Source organism: Gilliamella sp. Pra-s60 (assembly GCF_009795755.1).
Lineage (GTDB): Bacteria > Pseudomonadota > Gammaproteobacteria > Enterobacterales > Orbaceae > Gilliamella.
Window position 1 is genome coordinate 38418 of the sequence record NZ_WTFA01000003.1, and the last position, 19472, is coordinate 57889.

Genomic DNA, 19472 nt, shown 5'->3' on the forward strand with positions numbered 1-19472 from the left:
ATCTATTCATTATTGCTGAAACGATTCAATAAGGTTGATTAAAAGATTTACTTTTGTGTGAATTTTTTAATCGACATACATTCAACCCTGAGGTATTTATTATATGTTTCATTTAGTTACAGAAAACATTCATTTAAATGAACAAGCCGCTAATAAAACTGAAGCGATAAAAAAAATTGCTGCAGCCTTAACTAGTGCGGGATTTGTTGAACAAGGTTATGTTGACGGAATGCTTGAACGAGAATCACAAGCGGCAACCTATCTGGGTATAGGTCTTGCCATTCCTCATGGTACAACCAAAACTCGACATCTAGTCAAAAAAACTGGGGTGCAAGTATTTTGTTTTCCGAATGGTGTTGAGTGGGGGGATGATGGTGAAAAGGCTTATCTTGCTATTGGTATTGCAGCAAGTTCTGACGAACATTTAGAATTGCTTCGACAATTAACTCATGTACTTGGTGCCGATGGAGTAGAGGAACGAATTAAAAAAATTCAAACCGCCGACGAAGCCATTGCCATTTTAACGGGTAAAACAAGCACTGAAGATAACCAAATTGTTGTTGATTCATCATCATTGTTACTTGATATTCCTGCCGACAGTTTAGCTATGCTACAAGCTTTAAATGCCTCACGTTTAAAGCAGCAAAACGCGGTAAATACAACTTTTATTACTGATGTACTAGACAACAAACCTAATTACCTTGGTCAAGGTGTTTGGTTAAATGATAGTAAAACAGGTAACGTAAAAAATGCCATTGCTATTAGCCGTACAACGAATAATTTGAATGAAAATGGTGACCCTGTTAAATTGCTTATTACCATATCTGCTGTTGATGATTCTATTTCTGGTGTTGTTAACAATATTGCCTATTTAGCTTTCAATCAAAATTTAGACCAACTAGTCTCAGCCAATGCTGATAAACTTATTAATCTACTTGTTGCTGAACAACAAACTGCTACAGAAAATTCTGTATCAGAAGTTAGCTCCAATAATGGTGTACTTACTTGTGAGTTTATTGTTCCTAACGAAAACGGCTTACATACACGCCCATCATCTGTTTTAGTTAAACTCGTTAAAGAATTTAACAGCAAAGTGACAGTTGCTAATTTAGATGGTAAAGCGGAACCAGTAAGTGCAACTAGCTTAATGAAAATTGTTGCATTAGGTGCTAAAAAAGGTAGTCGATTACAATTTACTGCTGTTGGTGATGATGCGCAGCAAGCGCTTGATGCTATAGGTAAAGCGATTGAAAGTGGTTTAGGTGAGGGTGCTTAAATGACTTATCGTATTGCAACAATTACCTTAAATCCAGCTTATGACCTTTTGGGGTTTTGTCCTAAAGTTGAACTTGGTGATGTTAATTTAGTCCAAACCAATGCTTTACTTGCAGCTGGTAAAGGTATTAACGTTGCTAAAGTTTTATCAGATTTAGACGTTCAATTAACCGTTGGTGGATTTTTAGGTAAAGAAAACCGTGATGGTTTTAATTTATTATTTAAATCACTAAATGTGGTTGATAAGTTTCAAACTGTCGAAGGTCGTACACGCATTAATGTCAAATTGACCGAAGAAAATAGCGAAGTTACCGATCTTAACTTTTCAGGCTTCACAATTAGTGAACAAGACTGGCAAAATTTTGTTACCAGCTCGCTAGAATGGCTAAAAAATATAGATATGGTTGCCATTAGTGGTAGTCTACCAGCCGGTGTTTCACTTGAAAAATTCACTCATTGGATGGAACAAGTCAAAGCCATTTGTCCAAAAGTTATTTTTGATAGTAGCCGTGATGCACTCGTTGCTGGTTTAAAAGCTAAGCCATGGTTAATTAAACCAAACGATAAAGAACTCGAAATGTGGATAGGGCATCAACTACCTACATTAAACGATGTAAAAAAAGCTGCTATGGATCTAGTTAATGGTGGTGTTGATAATGTCATCATATCACTAGGTAGTAAAGGCGCTTTATGGGTAACTAAACATGAAGCTTGGTTGGCAAAACCGCCAAAATGTCGGGTCGTTAGTACTGTTGGTGCTGGTGATTCAATGGTTGCAGGTTTAATGTATGGTTTAATGACTGAACAATCAATAAAAGACACTTTAGTTTTTGCATCAAGCGTTGCTGCATTATCGGTTGGGCAGGCTGGTGTGGGGATTTCTGATCGTCAAGCTGTAAATAATATGTTAGAAAAAATCGAAATAATTGCTGGATAAGGAGTATTCATGAATATCTATATTACTGAAGGTAGTTATGCAGGTCCAGTTAATGGACGTTTAGCTAAAGCTGAATTAACTTTAGCTGCAAATGCATTAAATTTAAATGTAGTTGAAAATGCCGCATCAGCAGATGTTATTATTGCTGTTGGCTCGGGTGCCATTAGCGATAAAGCTGTGACAGGTAAAAAAGTTTATGTGGTTGAGGATTTAAACCCGCTTTTTGCTAATCCAAGACAAGTTTTAACTGATGCACAAAGTAAAGCTGTAGTTTATCAAGCAAGCAATAATATTGCGCCAACATCAAGTAATAATACAGGGGTAAAACGCATTGTTGCTGTTACCGCTTGCCCAACAGGTGTTGCTCACACCTTTATGGCGGCTGAAGCAATTGAAGAAGAAGCTAAAAAACGTGGTTGGTGGTGTAAAGTTGAAACTCGTGGCTCGGTTGGTGTGGGTAATGAGCTTACGCCAGAAGAAGTTGCTTCGGCCGATGTAGTTATCGCTGCTTGTGATATTGACGTTGATTTAAGCAAATTTGCAGGTAAAAAACTTTATCGCACTAAAACAGGTCCAGCTCTGAAAAAAACAGCGCAAGAATTTGATAAAGCATTTGAAGAAGCAACCGTGTATCAACCAAGCGCTAATGCTTCAGTAGCTAAATCCAATAAAGAGAAAAAAGGATTTTATCAACACCTTTTAACGGGTATTTCGTACATGTTACCAATGGTTGTTGCTGGCGGTTTGATTATTGCTCTATCATTTGCATTGGGTGAATTTCGAGACGTATTAAAAACGGTAACAGTCTTCGAAAATGGCGTAAAAGTAGTAAAAGAAGTCTTAGTAAATGAACTTGTTGGAGAGCCGCACTTAAAAGAAATTGGCGATATAGCTTTTAAACTTATGATTCCACTGTTGGCTGGATATATTTCTTATTCTATTGCCGATAGACCAGGACTTGTTCCTGGACTTGTTGGAGGAATGCTCGCTGAGTCAACCAAGGCTGGATTTTTAGGTGGTATTTTTATTGGTTATTTTGCCGGATATTTGGTTTTGCTCATGACAAGATATCTGCGATTACCAAAAAGTATGGAAGCGTTAAAACCGATTTTGATTATTCCTTTATTAGCAACCCTAATAACAGGTCTTACGATGGAATATACAGGGATCCCTATCTCATGGTTAATGGCTTTCTTGAATTCATGGTTAGATTCACTGAATTCAAATCCAAATACCGCTGTGCTTTTGGGGATAATTCTAGGTGGGATGATGTGTACTGATATGGGAGGACCTATTAATAAAGCAGCGTATTTATTCGGAACCACAGTAATTTCACAACATCAATATATGCCAATGGCAGCCGTTATGGCAGGCGGAATGGTTCCACCTTTAGCAATGGGACTGGCAACACTTATTGCACGCAAAAAGTTTGCTAAAACTGAACAAGAAAGTGGTAAAGCTTCATTGGTATTAGGCTTATGCTTTATATCAGAAGGGGCAATTCCGTTTGCTGCGCGTGATCCATTACGTGTTATTCCATGTTGTATTATTGGTGGCGCTATTACTGGTGGTATGGCGTTAGCCTTTGGCTCACAATTAATGACGCCACATGGTGGTTTATTCGCTTTAGCGATTCCGGGGGTGGTTAAACCTGTGGTTGGCTACTTATTATCTATTGTTGTTGGTGCAGTTGTTGCTGGTGTTGCTTATGCATTTATTAAACAACCAGAGCCAGAATCAACTAACGAAGTTGAAACAGTTTAATAACTGATATCAACAAAAACGCCATCAAATGATGGCGTTTTTGTTATTCTTCAAACTACTTTTTAACCCAACGTTGCAAATCTTTAGGAATAAAGTTATCCATTTTTTGAAGCATACTTTCAGGGTCATTATCAACAATTAATGTTTTATAAAAACTATCTCGAACAAACCCTTCATTCACCGCATGTTGTAAAAAATTGAGCATAGGTTGCCAAAATTCAGCAGCATCAAATAAAGCGACAGGTTTTTCATGATAACCGATTTGCATTCCCGTCCAAACTTCAAAAACTTCTTCCAGCGTACCTGTTCCACCTGGCATTGCAACAAAACCATCAGCAAGTTCGGACAGTCTTGCCTTACGTTGATGCATATTATCTACTACCTCTAAACGAGTAATACCGTGGTGTGCAGTTTCGGCTTTGACTAAGCGTTCAGGAATAATACCAATCACCTCGCCACCATGCGCTAGTGTCGCATTAGCAATAATGCCCATTAATCCCTTATTACCACCGCCATAAATCAAACGCCTATTTTGCTGAGCTAAGATTTTACCCAATTGTTCGGCTTGCTCGCGATATTTTGGACGACTGCCCTCACTTGCACCACAAAAAACACAAATATTTTTTTTCATCAATTGATTTTACCTGTTATGTTAGTTAATCGCTATTTTAGCATAGTTACTTTAAATTTGTTTACAAGGTGAGCAATTGATTGCATTTAATGTTTTACTAATTGACTTTGTGATAATAGATCGTTAATATTTCGCTTGTTAAGTGTTCCTCCATAGTTCAGTCGGTAGAACGGCGGACTGTTAATCCGTATGTCACAGGTTCAAGTCCTGTTGGAGGAGCCAACTACCGAATTGTTAAAACCTGCTTATGGCAGGTTTTTTTATGCCCTAAAAACACTTTTTGATCACCTATTAGCACAATAATGAAAGCATCTATAAAACAGGGAATGATGTAACCCTTGATTATTTCGAAATAAATTAATAAGTAAAAAACGATTATGCTAAATTTTTTATTGCTATAAAAAGCTAGATTTTTTTTACTAAAAATAATCTAATTAGCACTCAAAAATCGGTCAGGAAAGGTATTGATTTTATTGAAGTTTTTTGCTCTAATAATAAGAAAATGCTATTGGCTTTATGCATTGCCTTAGACGGAGTAAAATCAACAGCAAATAAAGCAGGTTATTTTTTAGCTTATTTTTTTTTGTTTAAATGTCAAACAATTTTTTTATAAAAATATCAAAAAGTGATGATGTGCGATTCTAGTAAGGTGCTTTTTTGAGGCGTATAATTTGGTTCCCACTAATCAACTTTCTAGCATAAAAAAAATGAAATTTAATGCAATAATTACGGCTTTAATGGTTACCAGCCTATCTTGTGCTGCAACAGAATCGGCGCCTCATTGGGGTTATGACGGCGAAAATAATCCAGAAAATTGGGGACACCTTTCGCCAGAGTTTTCAACCTGCGAAACAGGAAAAAATCAATCGCCAATCAATATTGAACATGTTTTTAAAACGCACCACGATAAACTTAAACTAGCATTTAAACAAAGTAAGCAAGAAATCATCAATAACGGTCATACAATTCAAATTAATGTTAATGATGGTAATACGCTTGAAATTGACAACGAACTGTTTACCTTACAACAGTTCCATTTTCATTCGCCAAGCGAAAATAAAATTAAAGGTAAACATTTTCCGATGGAAGCTCATTTTGTTTATAAAAACAAAAATGGTGACTTAGCGGTTGTTGCCTTGATGTTTAATAAAGGAAAATCTAACCCTGAATTAGCGAAAGCTTGGCAACAAATGCCAGAAGAAGAAGGAAGTACCGCCACATTATCTCAATCAGTCGATATTAAGGCTTTACTGCCAAATAAATTGGATTTTTATCGCTTTAGCGGTTCACTAACAACACCACCTTGTACTGAAGGTGTTCGATGGATTGTGTTAGAACAAGAAAGTAGTGCATCAGCCGAACAAATCGAAAAATTCCACTCAATCATGCATCACGACAACAATCGCCCAGTTCAACCTTTGAATGGTCGTATTATTGTTGATTAGTTTTTCTTGGCTCTATAGGTTAGTATAAATAGAGCCAAGAATCTGCGCATTTATCATCTATATGATAGAGGCGGGTGCTGTCTAATATTTTGGTGAGGATTCAATCTTATCCCTATGTGTATAGGGAATACAAGTACCTAGGGATTTAGTAGCAGGTTGATCACGTATTCCCTGTATGCACAGGGATAATGAACCACCACCAAAAAAGTAGATTTTAAACAATCCAGATTTTGTGGGGGAGTTCACTCTTTTATCTTATCGAATTAGTTAATTAAGTAAGTTGAAATGTAATAGATTTACCGTATTTCGTTTCTGTCGTTATGAGTAAGAGATAGTTTAATTGCGTTATGATTAGATTATTGTCTTTGATGGAGTTTTATGGGGAATAGGTGGTGGAGCTGGCGGGAGTTGAACCCGCGTCCGAAATCTCTACATCCTTGGTACTACATGCGTAGTTTGTTTTTAAGTTTCATCTACCCGCTGCGAACAAACACGCCACTGATAAACTAGCTTGATTAAATTTAATGCTTCCGCCCCAAGCAAGGCTTCCACACGATCTCGTTTAGGTTTGACTCCTCTTGATCCCCGTCCTACGAGCGGAGGCTAGGGAGAGAAGGCTCTATACAGGTTATTAAGCTGCTAGTGCGTAGTTTTCGTCGTTTGCGACTATTTTTTTGCGGTTTATTTACGAGGCCTACCGCACCTCGGCATGCACCTTGGGTTTCGCAAATCCCGTCGAATCCAGAATCAGCCCCAATTGTGAATTGTAACTAAGTACAATATCAGGGCATTATAGGTGAATTCAAGGATGAATACAAGTTAGCCGACTTCGGGATTGACCCAGTTTTCGGTTGGTTTTTCGTCTTTTAATGCTGTAATGATATTGTCAACAGCACATTTTGCCATTGCGTAACGCGTTTCTACTGTTGCTGATCCTACATGAGGTGATAATAATACGTTATCAAGCTGTAATAATGGTGAGTTAGTCGGAAGTGGTTCTATTTCAAATACGTCTAAGCCTGCTGCTTTGATAGTTTTATTTTTTAGTGCTTCAAATAGCGCTTGCTGATCAATAATTTTACCGCGTGCGCCATTAATGAGTATTGCTGATGGTTTCATTAAGGCAAGTTTTTCTTTTGTGATTAGTTTTGTTGTTTCTTCAGTTAAAGGTAGGATGATAACAACAAAATCGGCTTGTTTTAATACGTTGTCAAGTGCAAGACGTTTAGCATTATAGGCTTGTTCAATTTCGGTATGGGCGGAACGGTTATAATAGACAATATTCATATCAAAACCACGATAAGCCCGTTTGGCAATGGCTTGACCGATTCGTCCCATTCCTAAAATACCTATGGTTTTACCATAAATATCAGTTCCATAATATTCAGGAGTGATCCCTTTTTCCCATTTGCCATTATGAATTAGATTAGATAATTCAACGGTTCGGCGAGCCGTTGCCATAAGTAGTGTAAATATCAGATCAGCAGTGCTTTCAGTTAACACTTTTGGTGTATTCATTAATCGGATGCCACGTTTTTTTAAGGCATGAAGGTCGTAGTTATCAAAACCAACAGAAATAGTGGCAGCTGCTTTTAGATTTGGCGTTTTTGCTAAAAAGTTATCATCAACACGAGTAGGAAGGTTGCCAATTATGCCGTCAGCTTTAGCTAATGCATTAGTATAAGTTGTTGAATTAAAGTCTGTGTTGTTGTTCAATACGGTTAAATTGAAAGCTTGTTCTAATCTTGCTTGTTGGTCAGCAGGAATATTACTGAATAAAATGACGTTCTTTTTCATATACTCTCCTACACAATTTTAATTACATCATTTTATGACAGTATATCTCTATTATTTTTAGAATTGCAATTCAATCAAAATTAGTAAACGTTATGTTTGCTAATAAGTTTTAAGAAAGTATGTTTATAAGGCAAAAATAAAGTTTGTAATAATTTGATTAGTGGTATCGATTGGGTAATGGTATTTAGTATTTTGATTAAAATTAATAGATAAAGTTTATTATATTGATAATTTTTTTAAATTTGAAAAAAAATGAAAAAAATTATTTGTTAAAAATTATGATGTTAATTTAATTTTTGTTAAAAATTAAAAAATAAGTGAAATTAAATTGAACTTTTTGTCGTTTAGCTTGTCTATATTAACAGATTATGTTTTTCATTTTTTGCCCTCCACTCGAATATTCGAGTGGATTTTTTTTGCCTTGTGTTTAGTTAAAATAATTTGCACTTAGTTAAACAGGAATATAATATCTATTTTAATTATTAGTGTTATTTTTTGTTATCAATTCCTTCCATAATATTTTCTTTTTATGTTGAGTGGCTAATTCTAAAAATAAATACCAAGCAACACTGGGTGCTTTGGTGATGATTTTATTTATGTGAGCTTAGGGAGCTTTCATGTTATTTTCAAAAAGAACACAAGGGCACCTTATTGCACTGATGACAGTGTTTATTTGGGGAACAACCTTTATTGCGACTAAAATTTTATTAATTGATTTTAAGCCAATTGAAATTTTATTTTTTCGATTTAGTTTGGGTTATGTTGTTCTTTGGGTTTTATCACCACGGTTTTTTGCTTGGCAGGGTGTTAAGCAAGAGTTTATGTTTTTGTGCGCAGGGTTTTGTGGTGTCACTTGTTACTTTTTGTGTGAGAATATTGCATTAACCTATACAACGGCATCTAATGCTGGAATCATTACCACTTTAGCGCCAATATTTACTGCAATATTATCGATATTTTTTTTAAAGGTCGAAACACCGCCTAAGCGTTTTTATATTGGTTGTTTATTTGCCGTTGTTGGTGTTGGCTTAATTAGTTTTAATGGGCAGTTTGTACTTTCGCTCAATCCGCTTGGCGATTTGCTCACTATGTTAGCTTGTCTATTTTGGGCGTGCTATTCGATTTTAACAAAAAAAAGTAGTAATTATGGTTACAATACGATTTTGTTAACAAGACGATTCTTTTTTTATGGTTTGATGTTGATGTTTCCCGTGTTGTCTTTTCTGGATTTTGAATGGAATTTATCTCGTTTTACTTCTCCTGTTAACTTGCTCAATATATTATTTTTGGGTATTGGCGCTTCGGCAATTTGTTTTGCTTCTTGGAATTATGCTGTTAAATTAGTAGGTGCAGTTAAAATTAGTATTTATTTATATTTAGTGCCTATTCTTACCATTATTGCAGCTGTAGTTATTTTGAATGAACCTTTTACTTGGATTGCAGCTATGGGCACATTATTTACGCTTTGTGGTGTATTATTGTCAGAAGGTAAAATTCGCATAAAAAGACATTAATTTTAATACTTATAAAAATCCCCAAGGCACATGAGTGCCTTGGGATTGAAAACAGTTTTTATATTTGAGATGGTTAATTAAGTTATTGCGTCCTTTTGTCGATTGCATCCATAATAATTTGCCCAAGGTGTTGGTAATTTTCATCAAAATGGTGTCCACCGGGTAATTTGAATGCTTCACCTTTCATTTCAGGCTGTAAACATCCTGTTTCGTCTTTTTCTTCTTCACCATAAATGCAAAATAGTTTACCTGCTGGGATTTTGCTGATTTCTGGACCTGTTTTCATTTCATTACCTGATTGACCAAGCCAACCACTGATTTCGATTTCAAAATTAGCATCTTTTGAAAAGGCGATCATAACAATGGCTTGGATGCTATTTTGATCTGCCATTGGTAAACGGTTATAAAGTGACGGTAAAATGTCACCTCCAAATGAATATCCTGTAAGTACAAAATGGGTTGTTCCCCATTTTTCACGATATTGTTGCATTAAGTAAGCCAGATCTTTGGCACTACGCTCAACCGAACGGTGTTGCCAAAATAATTTTAATGCATCAACACCCACAACAGAATAACCGTGCGAAGCCATGTATTCGGCCGATACTTTATCTAAATCACGCCAACCACCATCTCCCGAATAATAAAGCGTCACAGTATTTGGATGAACTTCTTTGATGGTTGCTGGTAATTCAATAACAGGCAGCTGCTCATGTTTTCCAAATAGAACTGATGCAAGATGCAGGCTTAATAATTCAACTGGTGATGCTTGATATTCACCAATTGATGTAGTGACAGCGATTTTTTTTTGTTCCCGCGGAAAGACTGCCACCTCTTCTTCTGGTGGGTTGTTCCAAATTACTTGCCATGTTCCATGGTTTGCTTGGGTTGGTAGTGGATCATTGCAGTCTTTATGGTCTAAAGTAAATTCTATTGATAATGCTTTTGCATCGTCACTTTGTTGTTCGGCCAACCATCGATAAGCAAAAGTAGCACCCTCACGCATTCCAGCAACAGCAAAATCAGACTCGTCTAATATTTTTACCGCTTGGTTAAATCGGTTTTGTTGTTCGGCACAACTTGCTTGTGGTTTTAGTTCAAATTGAACCAGCTTTGCTCCCATTTTTTTAGATAACTCTAACAGTTTTTGTTCTGTAAAATGATTTTCATTGGTCGCAATAATAATCGCTGCGGCTTCGGCTGTTTGTTTAGGCGTTGCTGATATGATCGAAAAATCATTGCTAATTGTTATCGTTTTTACTGATGCACTGCTTTGATTTTTTATCCAATGCCCCCCAAGAAAGGCGAGTAATGTTATGAGTATTAGGATTATTAGCAATAAAATATAGCGTAACAGTTTTTTCATATTATGGTTTCTTACTTTTCTTAAGCCCAGTTATTCCACCTGAAATAAGCATGGTTGTGTCAATGATCGCAACTAAAGGATCAAGTCCTGCAGGAACGGCCATATAACGGGGTTCCCAATGTGTTGCAAACTTCTCTTTAAAACGGCGTAATCCTTGGAAATTATAAAAACGCCCACCGCGACGAAACACTAATGCTCCAAGTCTTTGAATCATCGGTGCGCCACGACGACGTTGCATACCTGCAAGTGGTACCATCCCTAAACTAAAGTATTTAAAGCCTTTTTCTTGATAGTGTAAAATCAAACCGACCATTAAAAATTCCATTGTTAATTTGGGGATATCTTGCACAACGCGCATTAAGTCGATACTGGCTGAATAGTTTTGATCTGTTTCTAACAGATTAACAAAAGCAATAATTCGTCCTTCATATTCAATAGCTGCGATTGTAAAATTATCTAAATACTGTTTAGAAAAAGCACCTAACGAAAATCTTTTTTCTTTTGAATTTTTATTTTTAAGCCAAGCATCAGATACCGCTTTTAGCTCATCAAGTGGTGCGGTTCCTGGTGAGTAGAATTTTAAAGAAAGACCATCGCGTTGACCACGATTCCATGTATAGCGAAGATCTTTATAATTTTTTGATGTTAAATCAAATATTTTTAAGTTAACTAATGCCTCTTCGCCAAGTTTAACTGTGCGCAAACCAATATCCATATAGAAAGGCAGATTGGCTGCTTTGACTTGATAAAATACTGGGCGCAGGTGATGTTCGTCACATAAATCACGAAACGACCAAATCAAATCGGCTTTTTCGGCGTTATCCCCTATCGGATCATAAAGGGCGACCATGCTTCGTCCACGTCTTGCGTACATAATAAATGCGGTTTCGTTAGCATTGAAAAGTAATGATTTATCCCCACTCATGGCAAGCCCACCTTCAGGCTGTTTTGAGCCTAAAATAATTTTTCGAGCCTTGCTAAGTTGTTCATTAGTTGGTGTGAGTAAAATGGGCAATGCAGGACGAAAAATCCAAAATAACATTACACAACTTAATAAAATAAAGCTCCCTAACGCTGCTCGTAATGCACGAGGAACTTTGCTATCTAACTCAAATTGCCACCATAATGAGTGGCTATAAGGTACATCTTGATAGATGAATAATATTACCCAAACAAAAAGGGCTATCATGCAAAAACAAATAGCAAAGAAATTAAACGAAAATGGAATGACAATTAAGCGACTTTTTCGATAAAAGGCGTGTTTAAAATGGATTAATAAAATGGCAACAAATAATAGTACACCGGCTTCTATCCAGTGTAATCCTCGTAGTAATGAAAGCATACTGCCAATCAGTAATAATATGACTGATACGCCCCAAGCTGAAAATAATCGTCGGCGAAGTCCCATTGCAAGTAATAAAAATAAAATACCAATTAAGCTGGCACTTAGATGTGCAATATTGATTACTTTTTCGGGAATGAGCGAGGCAACTAATTTTCGGTTAAAACCTGGCAAGACACTTGAAAACATCATTACAACACCAGCAAAAAATACTGTCACAGCCATGACACTAGCTGCAATGCCTGTTTCTGTTTGTTTAACTTGTGGCGCAGATAAAAAGCTTTTTCCCTCGTTTGCAAGCAATAAAATAGTGGCAGGAATGAGGGGGATTAATATATAAATAATACGATAAATAACCAGTGCAACGGTTAATGATGCAGTACCAATTTCTGAAGATAATGCCGCTAGTATAATGGCTTCAAATACCCCCACACCGCCAGGTACATGGCTTAATACGCCCGCAACTAATGCGAGGATATAAATCATAATAAAAGTGAAAAAATTGGGTTGCACTGGCAATAAAAAATAAAGGATAGCACCGGCGAAAATGGCATCAAATAGCGTGATAACAAGCTGACAGCTTGCTAAGCGTATGTTAGGTAAACGGATTGTCCAACGATATAATTTAAATAATTGGGTGTCTTTATTTGGTTTTTCTGGCAATCGATGACAATATAAAAAAACGAGTAATAAGGCATAGATGCTAAATACGGTGCCGGCTGTTAACCATATGCTATTTTTGGTCATATGGAGAGCTAACATGGTTTGATGAGTGTGAATAAGAGCGGCGATTGCTGCAAATAATGGTAATGAAAATCCTAATGATAATGTCACAAAAAATGACATCCTAGCCACATCAATGGTAGTTAAACCTTGTTTAAAATAAAGCCTGCACCGCACTGCACCGCCAGATAATGCTGATAGTCCGATTGCATTACCAATGGCCGAAGCACAAATTCCACCACTAATAATCGTTGTGGGTTTTAATTTAACACCTGCATAACGAGCTGCAGACCATTCGTAACAGATTAGCATTAAGTAGCTACCTATCGCACATAGGCTTGAAAATACAATTGCATGTGCTGGTAGGTGATTTATAGCATGTTTTAACTCGTTAAGATTGATTTCTTTAAGTAAGTGCCAACATACAATAAGTGCAATAAAAAAGATTGATAGGCCAAATAGTAGAGCTAAAAATTGGCGGTAGCGGGTGAAGTATTCTATAAACTGCCAAGGCAAAACTTTACGCGCTGATATTTTCACTTAATCAACTCCAATATTTGCTTTGATAATATTTTTATTTGCGCATTCTACCTGTCCAATCTCGTTAAAACAATCATGGAAGTATAAAAAATATTCTCATTAATTTTTTTTTGATTTATGTTTTCAGGTTTTTGACATTTTTAGTATTAATAGTTAGTGGTCTATTTATTTATATAATAGAAATATCATCCTAAAAGTACACAAAAAGAGACAGCCAATAAATGCTATTAAAATAATAAAATTCCTATCACAATGATATGCAAATGACTAAGATTAGTTATTCATCACAAATGGGTATTGAGTTACTATGTTCAGTAAAGTATTTATTAACTATTTTTTGAGTAAAAACAGAATGAATAAATTACCAAATACACAATTAACACAGCAGCAGCAAAAAATTGTGTTGAATATTCAATCTTTTGTTAAGCAAAAACTTGCCAATGACTTTACAGGCCATGATATAGCTCATATTGAGCGAGTAGTAAGATTGGCTGAGCAGATTTTACAGCATGAACCTAAAGCTAACCACTTTATTGTGATTGTGAGTGCTTATTTACACGATGTTATTGACGATAAAGTGGTTGACGATGTTAACCAAGCTATTACAGAACTACGTCAATATCTAATATCGTTGGCTTTGACTGATAACGAAATTGAGCTAGTTTTTGCTATTATCGAAAATATGTCATATCGAAAAAATCTTTCAAATAAAAAAACGTTATCGCTTGAAGGGCAAATTGTACAGGATGCTGATCGTTTAGATGCCTTAGGGGCAATTGGTATTGGGCGAACTTTCTATTATGGTGGAAATAAACACAATATGATGCACGATCCTTCAATTCCACCAAGAACATCAATGAATGAACAGAGCTATAAGCAACCTAATACTGTTATTAATCACTTTTACGAAAAACTTTTTTTGCTTAAAGATATAATGAATACACAAACTGCTAAAAAAATGGCTGAACAGCGACATCACTTTTTAGTTCAATTTGTCGCCCAGTTTGAAAAAGAGTGGGTGGGTGAAAGTTGATTATTAATTTAATTTTTTGATACTTATATTAAGTAAGTAGGCATTGACTAACTTAGAAACCAACTTTAATCGGTCTTAAGATAGTTATACCTTTTCACGGTTAAAAAGGTACTGGTGCACCAACAAGCCACAACACAATGGGTAATGTAATTAAGCTTAATAGCGTACTAAAAAAGGTAGCACTTGATACCAGTTCGGGTTTTGTATCAAACTGTACTGACATTAGTGTCGTATTGGCTGCACTTGGCATAGCAGCTAACACAATCAGTACTTGTTTATAAACAGGCGCTATTGGCATAAAATAGACCATACAAAGCGCCACAATAGGTGAAATCGCCATACGATTTATTAAGGCAAACGAAAGTTTAGGATAATCGAGTTGTTTGATTTTTATTTTGGCCAGTTGCATACCTAAAATAATCATGATCACCACAATCGAAGCATCCCCAACCATTCCAATTGAAGTCATAATCGATTTAGATAAAGGAATATGACATAGCTGAAATATAATTCCTAATAAAGCCCCATAAGCAACGGGCATACGTATCACTTTATTGATGACATCTTTTTGACTACTGATATCTTCACGAGCACTTCCTTTTGCTGCGTAGTAAATACCAACAGTGCTCATAACAAACTGCTGCAATACCATCATAATGACACCTAAATCAAACCCGACGGCACCAAAAAAGACTAAAAGTACTGGTGTGCCATAATTTCCATTATTCATAAAACACGAGCTTAAAATCATGGCACATCGCTCTTTATCAGAATATTTCATTATCAGCGACCAAATTGAAACGATCATAACTAATGAAAAGCACAAACCAAAGATATAAGCAATATAAAATAGATAATCGGTGGTTAAGGTGTGGGTATAAAATATTTTAAATGCTAAAAAAGGTGACAGGACATAAAGTGACATTGTTGATAAGTTAGCAACATCAAGCTTTAAGGCCTTTTGAGCAATAAATCCTACAATAAAAATACAAAAAATTGGAAATAAAATAATAAAAAATTGCATAAGTTATATCTTTTGGTTAATTTTATTAATTCATTGAATCAAGAGCAATAATGATTGATTCACGAAGTTTTTGACAAGTATTATCATCAAGTGCTTGGTTGTGTTTGTTGGTTAAAATAAACAGATCTTCAATATGTTCGCCAATAGTCGCAATTTTTGCACTGCGTAATGATAAGTCTAAGTTAGCGAATATTTCGCCCACACAAGCAAGCAATCCCGGTCTATCAAGTGCAATAAGTTCCATATAAGTTTGGCTGTCATTGAAAGCAGACAGAAAGTTAACTTGAGTTGGTACTAAAAACGATCGCAGCCGTTGTTTAGGTGGTTTAATAGTTACAGCTTTATAAACAGGTTGTTGTAATGCTTTATTAAGTGCACTTATTAGACCTTGATTTCGATCTTCTTGCAGTGTTTGTCCGTTAGGATCTAATACAATAAAAGTATCAAGCGCAAACCCTTTTTTATTTGTAATGATAAGTGCATCGTGAATCGTTAAATTATGCATACTTAATATATTACAGACAGTTGCAAATAAGTAAGGTCTATCTGGAGAATAAATAAAAATCTCACTACCACCATGATACGGGTTTGGGTTTATCGCAACCTGTGTTTTAGTTAAATCATGTTGTAATAAAAGTTGTGCATGCCATACAATTTGTTCTTTTGTATAACGAAGAAAATAATCAACACGATAGCTTTGCCAAAAAGCTTTAATCGTTTGTTCATCATAATTTTGCTTAACTAAAATTGCTAATGCTTCTTGTTTATTTTGTCGTGCGATGCTTCGCTGTTCAGGAATTTGGCGAATACCTGAATCAAAAGAGTTTTTAGCACTAAAATAGAGTTCGCGCATTAAACTTTGTTTCCAACTATTCCAAAGCGTTTCGTTTGTTGCACAGACATCGGCGACGGTTAGACAAAGCAAATACTGCAAACGGCGTTTGCTTTTGACAATTTGAATAAACTCATTGATAACCGCAGGATCTTGTAAATCGCGGCTTTGTGCCGTTACCGACATTAATAGATGATAACGCACTAACCAAATAATTAAGTCGGTATCTTTGGTTTCTAGTTCATGTAATTGACAAAATTCTTCAACTAGATGCGCGCCAATTTCGGAATGATCACCATGCCTACCTTTACCAATATCATGAAATAACCCAGTAATGACTAATAATTCAGGTTTAGACAATTTAGCAAAGACATTTGCGCTATTGGGGTGTTTTTGTTTGCCGTTTTCGGTTTTTAAACTATCGAGTTCAAGTAGTAAACGGATGGTATGTTCATCAACAGTATATGCATGAAATAGGTCAAATTGCATCATACCAGATATCTGTTTCCAACCCGGAATATAAACCGAAAGTATGCCATATTTATGCATTGGTAAAATGGCTTTTTCAATTGCATCAGGGTGTTTGATGATCAACATAAACAGCGATCTTGCTTTGGCATTTTCACAAAGTAAATTAGTGAGTAAACGTCTTGCTGAACGCAATTGCCTAATGGTATTTGAATAAAGACCGATAACTTGAGGATTAAGCAACATTGTATAAAAAAGCTGCATAATCATAACAGGATCTTTTTTAAAGATCTCATCATCTTTTACATCAATGAGCTTGTCGCGAATTTGAAAATGCTCATCAATATCATAAGGTTTATTTTTCGAATTATGCTCAAGAATAGATTCATAAAACAGCTGTAATAGCATTTGATTTAGTTCGGTAATATTGTGTGCAACGCGATAATAATCGTGCATCATCTTTTCAACAGGCGCATTCCCTTCGCCTTTATAGCCTAACATTTTGGCAATGCTTAACTGACGATCAAATAGTAGACGATTATCATAACGTGTTATCACACAATGAAGCGCAAAACGTATGCGCCATAAAAATTTACGACACGTTTTAAAGTCCTCAATATCTTCAGGCGTTAAATAGTTGAAGTCTGCTATTTTTTGCAAAAACTCACCGCCAAAATGGCGGATCGCTATCCACTGAATGATTTGCATATCTCGCAAACCACCAGGGCTATTTTTCAAATCGGGTTCTAAATTATAAGAGGTGCTATGATATTGTTTGTGACGATCTTGTTGTTCTTGTACTTTGGCTTTATAAAATTCTCGAGATGGCCAGATTTTATCGCTAAAAATCTGTTTGTGTAACTCATCTAGTAGTAATTGATTGCCAGAAATAAGCCTTGACTCAATCAAATTGGTCATAATTGATATATCGTTTTTTGCTTCTTGTAGGCAGATCCTTAATGTTCTAACACTATGCCCTATATCTAAATGTAGGTCCCATAATAAACGGACTAAATCACCAATCTGTTTTTCAATTTCCTTGGTTAAAGGGTAATCGCTGAGAATCAAAATATCAATATCTGATAATGGATGCAATTCAGCCCGACCATAACCGCCAACCGCTACCAACGCAATACGATTACGTTTAAAAAAAGAGGAAACATGTTTAGGAATTTGGTAAAAGCCCCATAAACGTTCAAGCAAATGATCAATAAATTCACTACGTAAATGCACGAGTGTATCAATATCAACCTGTTGCTCAAATTGCACCATAGACCATTGTTGGAATGCTTCAAGCTGCTGTTTTAGATAAGGAATATTTATTTGTTCATCACTAAAATGAAGCGGTGATACAGGGTAACATAAATGCGTTCTTGTCATGGACATATTATCAAATTAAGACAATTCAATAGCCATATCGTTACCCGATTTTCAATGAGTGTCAAGTTAGCGTTAGAATAAGATGATGATTTGTTACTGAACATTAACATAAAAAAGGAACAGTTGATCTGTTCCTTAGGTAAATAGGTTTAAGGTAATGATTAGGATTTAGTATAAATCTTATAAGGTAAAATCGCTTAAATCATCCTCATTCATTTCAGCATCAATTTGCCCAACTAAGTAAGAGCTCATTTCGGCTTCTTGTGGCGCAACTTGTACGTTGTCAGATACCAGCCAATTGTTGATCCATGGAATTGGATTAGATTTTGCTTCAAATGGTAATTTTAGCCCAACTGCTTGCATGCGGATATTGGTAATGTATTCGACATATTGGCATAAAATATCTTTATTTAAACCAATCATTGAACCACCTTCAAACAGGTATTCTGCCCACTCTTTTTCTTGATTTGCTGCTTGCAAAAAGAGGTCATAACACTCTTGTTCACACTCTTTGGCGATAGCAGCCATTTCGGGATCGTCCTCACCACTGCGTAGCGTGTTAATCATAAATTGTGTGCCAGTTAAATGGAGGGCTTCGTCGCGGGCAATAAGCTTGATAATTTTTGCGTTACCTTCCATAAGTTCACGTTCGGCAAATGCAAATGAGCAAGCAAAACTGACATAAAAACGAATTGCTTCAAGTGCATTAACACTCATTAAGCAAAGGTAAAGTTTCTTTTTAAGTTCACGTAAATTAATCGAAACAGTGCGATTATTAATGTTATGTTTGCCCTCGCCAAATAAATTATAATAGCTTGCGTAGCTAATTAAATCATCATAATAACCTGCAATATCACCAGCTCTTTTTTGGATCTCTTTATTGGTGACGATATCATCGAAAACCACAGAAGGATCGTTAACAATATTACGAATAATATGTGTATAAGAGCGAGAATGAATCGTTTCTGAAAATGACCACGTTTCTACCCATGTTTCAAGTTCAGGAATTGAAATAAGTGGAAGTAGTGCCACATTAGGGCTACGGCCTTGGATTGAATCGAGTAACGTTTGATATTTTAAATTACTGATAAAAATATGTTTTTCATGTTCTGGTAAAGCGGCATAATCGATGCGATCTTGTGATATATCTACTTCTTCAGGGCGCCAAAAAAAGGACAGTTGTTTTTCAATTAATTTTTCAAACATTTCGTATTTTTGTTGATCATAACGCGCAACATTGACCGATTGACCAAGGAACATCGGTTCTTTTAATTGGTCATTATGGACTTGCGAAAAAGTGCTATAATTCATACTCATAAAAACTCCTAACAGATTTGTTTGCTTTTCGTTACCCTAAAGTAGTAAAAAGAAAGGATCTGAGAGGGAGCCATTCACTCCCTCATT

General features: G+C 35.8%; 13 protein-coding genes, 1 tRNA gene and 1 other RNA gene. 7 read left to right on the forward strand and 8 right to left on the reverse strand.

Annotated elements, in window-relative coordinates:
- The first annotated feature begins 103 nt into the window (after window positions 1-103).
- The 3 genes from fruB to GQ596_RS03255 are packed head-to-tail and all read left to right on the forward strand — an operon-like array spanning window position 104 to window position 3976.
- The gene (gene fruB, locus GQ596_RS03245; RefSeq protein WP_160400256.1) at window positions 104-1276 is read left to right on the forward strand and encodes a fused PTS fructose transporter subunit IIA/HPr protein; all 1173 of its coding nucleotides are present in this window, start codon (window positions 104-106) and stop codon (window positions 1274-1276) included.
- Complete coding sequence (gene fruK, locus GQ596_RS03250) at window positions 1277-2212, forward strand: 1-phosphofructokinase (RefSeq protein WP_160400257.1); 936 nt, start codon at window positions 1277-1279, stop codon at window positions 2210-2212. It abuts the gene before it with no gap.
- 9 nt (window positions 2213-2221) lie between these two features.
- Window positions 2222-3976 carry a fructose-specific PTS transporter subunit EIIC gene (locus GQ596_RS03255; protein WP_160400258.1) on the forward strand — a complete coding sequence of 585 codons (1755 nt, stop codon included), beginning with the start codon at window positions 2222-2224 and terminating at the stop codon, window positions 3974-3976.
- A 55-nt stretch (window positions 3977-4031) separates the two neighbouring features.
- Here the strand turns inward: GQ596_RS03255 and GQ596_RS03260 are convergent, their stop codons facing one another.
- On the reverse strand, window positions 4032-4607 hold the full coding sequence (locus GQ596_RS03260) for a TIGR00730 family Rossman fold protein (protein WP_160400259.1): 576 nt from the start codon (window positions 4605-4607) through the stop codon (window positions 4032-4034).
- A 146-nt stretch (window positions 4608-4753) separates the two neighbouring features.
- Here GQ596_RS03260 and GQ596_RS03265 point away from each other — a divergent pair.
- Window positions 4754-4829 (forward strand) — tRNA-Asn (locus GQ596_RS03265).
- 485 nt (window positions 4830-5314) lie between these two features.
- Window positions 5315-6052, forward strand: coding sequence for a carbonic anhydrase (locus tag GQ596_RS03270; RefSeq protein WP_160400260.1), 738 nt, complete (start codon window positions 5315-5317; stop codon window positions 6050-6052).
- Between the two features lie 390 nt (window positions 6053-6442).
- On the opposite strand, the gene ssrA is transcribed toward GQ596_RS03270, so the two are convergent.
- Window positions 6443-6807: a transfer-messenger RNA gene (ssrA, locus tag GQ596_RS03275) on the reverse strand.
- Between the two features lie 64 nt (window positions 6808-6871).
- Window positions 6872-7849, reverse strand: coding sequence for a D-glycerate dehydrogenase (locus GQ596_RS03280; RefSeq protein WP_160400261.1), 978 nt, complete (start codon window positions 7847-7849; stop codon window positions 6872-6874).
- 617 nt (window positions 7850-8466) lie between these two features.
- Between GQ596_RS03280 and GQ596_RS03285 the strand changes: the two genes are divergently transcribed.
- Window positions 8467-9363: a DMT family transporter gene (locus GQ596_RS03285; protein ID WP_160400262.1), complete on the forward strand. Its 897-nt coding sequence runs from the start codon at window positions 8467-8469 to the stop codon at window positions 9361-9363.
- An 82-nt stretch (window positions 9364-9445) separates the two neighbouring features.
- Here GQ596_RS03285 and GQ596_RS03290 read toward each other — a convergent pair whose 3' ends face one another.
- Together GQ596_RS03290 and mprF are read right to left on the reverse strand one after the other, a co-directional pair.
- Entirely contained in the window at window positions 9446-10726 is a 1281-nt protein-coding gene (locus GQ596_RS03290; RefSeq protein ID WP_160400263.1) for a virulence factor family protein, read from the reverse strand.
- 1 nt (window position 10727) lies between these two features.
- Entirely contained in the window at window positions 10728-13331 is a 2604-nt protein-coding gene (gene mprF, locus GQ596_RS03295; RefSeq protein ID WP_202113732.1) for a bifunctional lysylphosphatidylglycerol flippase/synthetase MprF, read from the reverse strand.
- Window positions 13332-13683: 352 nt separating this feature from the next.
- On the opposite strand from mprF, the gene GQ596_RS03300 reads away from it, so the two are divergent.
- Window positions 13684-14364, forward strand: coding sequence for an HD domain-containing protein (locus GQ596_RS03300; RefSeq protein WP_160400264.1), 681 nt, complete (start codon window positions 13684-13686; stop codon window positions 14362-14364).
- 100 nt (window positions 14365-14464) lie between these two features.
- On the opposite strand, the gene GQ596_RS03305 is transcribed toward GQ596_RS03300, so the two are convergent.
- From GQ596_RS03305 to nrdB, 3 genes are all read right to left on the reverse strand, one after another.
- On the reverse strand, window positions 14465-15388 hold the full coding sequence (locus tag GQ596_RS03305) for an AEC family transporter (protein ID WP_160400265.1): 924 nt from the start codon (window positions 15386-15388) through the stop codon (window positions 14465-14467).
- A gap of 25 nt (window positions 15389-15413) precedes the next feature.
- Entirely contained in the window at window positions 15414-18074 is a 2661-nt protein-coding gene (glnD, locus tag GQ596_RS03310; RefSeq protein WP_160400266.1) for a bifunctional uridylyltransferase/uridylyl-removing protein GlnD, read from the reverse strand.
- Window positions 18075-18248: 174 nt separating this feature from the next.
- Window positions 18249-19379 carry a class Ia ribonucleoside-diphosphate reductase subunit beta gene (gene nrdB / locus GQ596_RS03315; RefSeq protein ID WP_160400464.1) on the reverse strand — a complete coding sequence of 377 codons (1131 nt, stop codon included), beginning with the start codon at window positions 19377-19379 and terminating at the stop codon, window positions 18249-18251.
- Window positions 19380-19472 lie beyond the last annotated feature (93 nt).